This is a genomic window from Synergistaceae bacterium (assembly GCA_021372895.1).
Lineage (GTDB): Bacteria > Synergistota > Synergistia > Synergistales > Synergistaceae > JAJFTP01.
The window spans coordinates 1-3,391 of sequence record JAJFTP010000031.1 but is presented as its reverse complement, the minus strand read 5'-3'; the positions used below and the strand labels follow the sequence as shown (position 1 = coordinate 3,391).

Here is a 3,391-nt window from a genome sequence, read left to right as displayed (position 1 = left end):
ATAATAATAAACAGTGCAGTGCGCTGCTCGTTACAACAAAAGGAATTTTAACTCAACTTTCCCACCGTCTTTCCCGCATGCTTTTGATCAGGAAGGACGCTGTTCCTCGAAAGAGGGACATAACAAATCACCATAGTGACTGAACTATTTCGAGTGCGTTTCGAGATCGGGAATCCAAGCGACTTCAATATTTTAGAGCAACTGGTTCTCCGCTAAATAACATACAGAGAAGACGAAAAACAGAGGTTTTGAATCCACTAGTAGCAAGAGGTGGGAAAGTTGAGAATTTTAACTTAAACAAGGGAATAAAGTTGTGTAAAAAGCGGCATGAAACATTGTGATAAATTTAATGTTGAAAGTAATATGTCAGCATATCACTGCCTATAGTGCCTCAAACAGCAGATTTGTTTTACTTGACTACGCACTTGATGATGACCACTTCTCCTGCGTTTGCATCACGGAGTTCCTCTGCATCCGGCGCATCCGGGATGGGCCATTCGGCGGCGAGGCAGCTTTTTATATACTCCGAGAGGACATAGGGGGCGCGCCGCAGGACTTCGTCCCGATCGGTGCCCTCGACCCAGCAGCCGGAGAGGCCTGCGAAGTTTGCGACCCATAAGTTGCCTCCGCCGTAGCCGAAGGCAACTACTGCCGGATAGGCATATTCTTTTCCGCACATATCAGCCAAGAACCTTTTGAAGAACGCGGAAGAAATTACCTCCGAGTATCATGTCGGCGGCTTCCTCAGAGTATTTGTCTTTTATCGGAGTGATAAACTTTTCTGCTGCTTCGGCATGGTTTGAAAATAGATCTCTTTTCTCCTGAGGATCCAGACCGGTTCTTAAGGACTTGACGCAGTCACACAGGTCGAGCCCCAGTCCTGCGTGTTCGATCCCAACGATCTCTGTGATGTGTGTAAGATGGTCTAGAAGTTTTTCCGGTGTGCGTCCTTCTGGGGCATCAGATGTGAAAGGGGAGTAGGCATTCATGCCGATGACGCCGCCTGTTTTTGCTATGGCGCATATCTGGTCGTCTGTGAGATTCCTCGCTGCCCCGCATAAAGAACGGCAGTTTGAGTGCGATGCTATAATCGGTGCTTCCGCAAGCTCGATGACATCGTAGAAACCGGGATCGTTCAGGTGGCTGACATCTATTATCATGCCCAATCTCTGGGCTTTTATTATGAGGTCTTTCCCGAACTTTGTCAGACCTCCTGCACTTCTCGGCGAATCGGACGGATCGAATGTGCTCCCGTCAGCCGCATAGTTTCTGCGTGACCACGTGACCCCAAGAAGTCTGACTCCAAGACTGTAGAAGGTTTGCAGGAGTAACAGGTCATTTCCGAGAGGCTCCGCGCCTTCAAGGGAGAGAAATATCGCAATTTTGCCGTTTTTTATTGCTATGCCGGCCTCTTTGGTATCTCGGCAGAGCGCGAAGTGCCTGTCTGATCCATCCAATTCCTCATTCAATGCGGCAATCTGGTTGAGGGCGTTTCTGAGAGCGCACTCGGGCAACAGGCTGTCAGTTATGAATATTGAGCATATAAGGGCATTGACTCCGGCTTTTCGCAGCGACTCCAGATGTCTTCTCTCAAGCACCTCTTTTTCACCGAGCCTGCGAAAATGAAGCACGTCGAGCAGCACGTCGAAATGTGCATCCAGGATAATCTTCTGCAAACCTATTCCCCCCCGAATTTTATCTTCTGCAAGTCAAGACACTGAAGGTCAAACCATAACAGTATATCCCTAAGCTGTCCGTCAAGTCCGGCGAGTATCTTCAAGGTTTCTGCCACCTGCAGAGATGCGATGAAAGCCGGCGTGAACGGGGGGTTGCCTTTTTCCGCCTCGATCCCCTTATCTGCGATATCTTCAGCTTCCCAGAGGGGCTTGTCCTCAGGATAGAAGACTCCTATCTCTCCGAAAAATCCTCCTATCGCACCATGGACGAAGGGTATGCCCAACTCACGGCATACATGGAACACCTCTCTGCGCCCCCTGTTGCTGTCAAGTGCGTCAATGGCTACGGAGCAACCATTTAGAAATTCAATCCCGTTTTTTTCGTCTATGTACTCTATCCTCGGTAGAGGCGTAACTGCTCCGTTGACAAGCCTGACCCTGTATTCTGCAGCTTTGGCCTTAGGTGTGCCGATGCTCTCTTCGCAGCACATGAGCTGGCGGTTTAAGTTATTGTCGTCGAATACATCCCCGTCTATCATGACTATCTCTCCTACACCGGCGCGTGCAAGCATTTCGATTATCCAGCCGCCCAGCCCGCCGCAGCCGATAACCGCGGCACGTGATGAAAGCAGTTTTGCCTGCCCCTCCATGCCGAGTGTGCCTATGCTGCGTTCGTAGCGGGAAGGGCATATCCCGTTCATGAGAGCAAGTATTTCAACTTCTTTCGCGGACAGGCCACACTCGCGCGCAACCTCACGGGATAAAAAAAATGATATGACAGAACGTCCGTTCTTATCAACGGCTTTTTCCTTTATAAGCTGCAGAGCCTTGTCCGACATTATTTACACCCTCCATATTTTAAGAGACTTATAAGGATTATTATAATATACTTTATTTATGAATAATGAGCCGACCAAAAATATTAAGCTTAAAGCGACATTTGATGGCATGAAAATTCCATGGGAGGGCGATAGTGAAAAACGCGCCGTCGTCCTGATGAGCGGAGGCGTGGATTCAAGCGCTGCCGCGCTGATTTTGTTGCGCGAGGGTTATGCCGTTGCCGGTCTTACTATGAAGATCTCACGCGGAACGGAGCAGCCGGCATGTGAATCTGCGGCGTGTGTTTGCCGTGCGCTTTCCATTCCGCATTTCTCTGTAGATGTCGGAGACGAGTTCAAGTCCATGGTATCCTCCCCCTTCTGTCGGGCATACACGCTTGGGATGACGCCTAACCCTTGTGCAGACTGCAACGAGCAAATAAAGTTCGGACTGCTTTGGGATATAGCGGAAAGAGAATGGGGCGGCAGCTTTGATATTGCGACGGGGCATTATGCGCAGATATTGCACAGAGACGGGCGGGCATATCTGGCACGTGCTCTGGACCTGAAAAAAGATCAGTCTTACTTTATGAGCGGCATCAGCCCTGAACGTATAGGCCGTATCCGTCTGCCCCTGGGGTCTTTCACTTCAAAGGATGAGGTCCGTATGCTTGTCCGTGCGGCAGGGCTGTCCGTTGCGGAGCGCCCGGAGAGCATGGAGATATGCTTTGCAGGAGAAAATGATTATCGATCACTTTTCGGTACGCTATCGAGACCCGGTCCGATAAAAGATATTTCGGGCAAAGTTATAGGGACACACAAGGGCATAACCGGCTATACTCTGGGACAGCGCAAGGGACTTGGCATCGCTGCGGCTCAGCCGCTGTTTGTCGTTGA

Annotated in this window: 4 protein-coding genes; 1 reads left to right on the top strand and 3 read right to left on the bottom strand. The window is 50.0% G+C overall.

Going from position 1 to position 3,391, the window contains the following annotated elements; translation table 11 throughout:
• Positions 1-409: 409 nt before the first annotated feature.
• From LLF78_03390 to LLF78_03380, 3 genes are read right to left on the bottom strand one after another with little or no spacing between them, the layout of a single operon-like run.
• On the bottom strand, positions 410-679 hold the full coding sequence (locus LLF78_03390; GenBank protein MCE5201542.1) for a hypothetical protein: 270 nt from the start codon (positions 677-679) through the stop codon (positions 410-412).
• A 1-nt stretch (position 680) separates the two neighbouring features.
• A complete protein-coding gene (locus LLF78_03385; GenBank protein MCE5201541.1) occupies positions 681-1,676 on the bottom strand; it encodes a dipeptidase in 996 nt (331 codons plus the stop codon).
• Between the two features lie 2 nt (positions 1,677-1,678).
• Positions 1,679-2,515: a HesA/MoeB/ThiF family protein gene (locus LLF78_03380; GenBank protein ID MCE5201540.1), complete on the bottom strand. Its 837-nt coding sequence runs from the start codon at positions 2,513-2,515 to the stop codon at positions 1,679-1,681.
• 109 nt (positions 2,516-2,624) lie between these two features.
• Between LLF78_03380 and LLF78_03375 the strand changes: the two genes are divergently transcribed.
• Positions 2,625-3,391 (top strand): 7-cyano-7-deazaguanine synthase (locus LLF78_03375; protein MCE5201539.1); only part of this gene is annotated, 767 nt, incomplete at its 3' end.